Raw genomic sequence first — 2,659 nt, 5'->3', positions numbered from 1 at the left:
GATTGTCCGGCGGCGTCCTACTCTCCCACACCGTCCCCGGTGCAGTACCATCGGCGCTGGAAGGCTTAACTTCCGGGTTCGGAATGTAACCGGGTGTTTCCCTTCCGCCATAACCGCCGTAACCCTATGAAACTATCAACCCACCTGAACACAGGCCTGATTGTTGTTTCTGAATCACATAGTGGACGCGAGCAAGATGCTTTGTGGTCAAGTCCTCGGCCTATTAGTACCGGTCAGCTCCACACGTTACCGTGCTTCCACTTCCGGCCTATCAACCCTGTCGTCTCCAGGGAGCCTTACCCCATCACTGGGTGGGAGACCTCATCTCAAGGCGAGCTTCCCGCTTAGATGCTTTCAGCGGTTATCCCTACCGAACGTAGCCAACCAGCCGTGCTCCTGGCGGAACAACTGGCACACCAGAGGTTCGTCCGTCCCGGTCCTCTCGTACTAGGGACAGCCCCTTTCAAGTCTCCTGCGCGCGCAGCGGATAGGGACCGAACTGTCTCGCGACGTTCTAAACCCAGCTCGCGTACCGCTTTAATGGGCGAACAGCCCAACCCTTGGGACCTACTCCAGCCCCAGGATGCGACGAGCCGACATCGAGGTGCCAAACCATCCCGTCGATATGGACTCTTGGGGAAGATCAGCCTGTTATCCCCGGGGTACCTTTTAGCCGTTGAGCGACACCGCTTCCACATGCCGATGCCGGATCACTAGTCCCAGCTTTCGCTCCTGCTCGACCCGTCAGTCTCACAGTCAAGCTCCCTTGTGCACTTACACTCGACACCTGATTGCCAACCAGGCTGAGGGAACCTTTGGGCGCCTCCGTTACTCTTTAGGAGGCAACCGCCCCAGTTAAACTACCCACCAGACACTGTCCCCCACCCGGATACACGGGCGCGGGTTAGACATCCAAAACGACCAGAGTGGTATTTCACCAATGACTCCACCACAACTAGCGTTGCAGCTTCCCAGTCTCCCACCTATCCTACACAAGCCATCCCAAACACCAATGTCAAGCTATAGTGAAGGTCCCGGGGTCTTTCCGTCCTGCTGCGCGAAACGAGCATCTTTACTCGTACTGCAATTTCACCGGGTCTGTGGTTGAGACAGCGGGGAAGTCGTTACGCCATTCGTGCAGGTCGGAACTTACCCGACAAGGAATTTCGCTACCTTAGGATGGTTATAGTTACCACCGCCGTTTACCGGCGCTTAAGTTCTCACCTTCGCCACACAAAGTGCAGCTAAGCGGTCCCCTTAACGTTCCGGCACCGGGCAGGCGTCAGTCCGTATACATCGTCTTACGACTTCGCACGGACCTGTGTTTTTAGTAAACAGTCGCTTCCCCCTGGCCACTGCGGCCCCCACCAGCTACGGACGCAAAGTCCTACACCAGCGAAGGCCCCCCTTCTCCCGAAGTTACGGGGGCAATTTGCCGAGTTCCTTAACCACAGTTCACCCGAACGCCTTAGTATTCTCTACCTGACCACCTGAGTCGGTTTAGGGTACGGGCCGCCACGACACTCGCTAGAGGCTTTTCTCGGCAGCATAGGATCACCCACTTCGCCACAATCGGCTCGGCATCACACCTCAGGATATATGAGAGACGGATTTGCCTATCTCTCTCCCTACATGCTTACCCCGGGACAACCACCGCCCGGGATGGGCTACCTTCCTGCGTCACCCCATCGCTTACCTACTACCTCATCGGACCGAGCGTTCACTCTGACACCAACTCCGAAGAGCCGGCCGAGCTAAGGACTCTTAGCATCAAAGGATTCAGTATTGGCGCATCACAGCGGGTACGGGAATATCAACCCGTTATCCATCGACTACGCCTGTCGGCCTCGCCTTAGGCCCCGACTTACCCTGGGCGGATTAGCCTAGCCCAGGAACCCTTGGTCATCCGGCGCAGAAGTTTCTCACTTCTGATTCGCTACTCATGCCTGCATTCTCACTCGCACGCCCTCCACGACACGATCACTCGATCGCTTCACCGGACGCACGACGCTCCCCTACCCACCCACACAAAGTATGAGTGCCACGACTTCGGCGGTGTACTTGAGCCCCGCTACATTATCGGCGCAGAATCACTTGACCAGTGAGCTATTACGCACTCTTTCAAGGGTGGCTGCTTCTAAGCCAACCTCCTGGTTGTCACTGCGACTCCACATCCTTTCCCACTTAGCACACGCTTAGGGGCCTTAGTCGGTGATCTGGGCTGTTTCCCTCTCGACCACGGAGCTTATCCCCCGCAGTCTCACTGCCACGCTCTCACTTACCGGCATTCGCAGTTTGGCTGACGTCAGTAACCTTGTAGGGCCCATTAGCCATCCAGAGCTCTACCTCCGGCAAGAAACACGCAACGCTGCACCTAAATGCATTTCGGGGAGAACCAGCTATCACGGAGTTTGATTGGCCTTTCACCCCTACACACAGGTCATCCCCCAGGTTTTCAACCCTGGTGGGTTCGGTCCTCCACGCAGTCTTACCCACGCTTCAACCTGCCCATGCGTAGATCACCCCGCTTCGGGTCTACAGCATGCGACTCAAACGCCCTATTCAGACTCGCTTTCGCTACGGCTCCCCCACACAGGTTAACCTCGCCACACACCATAACTCGCAGGCTCATTCTTCAAAAGGCACGCAGTCACATCAC

2 rRNA genes are annotated in these 2,659 nt (G+C 56.6%); both read right to left on the bottom strand.

The annotated features are described in order from the left end of the window. Positions 1-4 precede the first annotated feature (4 nt). A 5S ribosomal RNA gene (gene rrf, locus Psi02_RS39665) occupies positions 5-121 on the bottom strand. Positions 122-203: 82 nt separating this feature from the next. Beyond that, positions 204-2,659 (bottom strand): 23S ribosomal RNA (locus Psi02_RS39660); the annotation flags it as partial.

The organism is Planotetraspora silvatica, from assembly GCF_016863315.1.
Lineage (GTDB): Bacteria > Actinomycetota > Actinomycetes > Streptosporangiales > Streptosporangiaceae > Planotetraspora > Planotetraspora silvatica.
The sequence above is the reverse complement of the archived record's forward strand: the minus strand, read 5'-3'. Positions and strand labels throughout refer to the sequence as shown.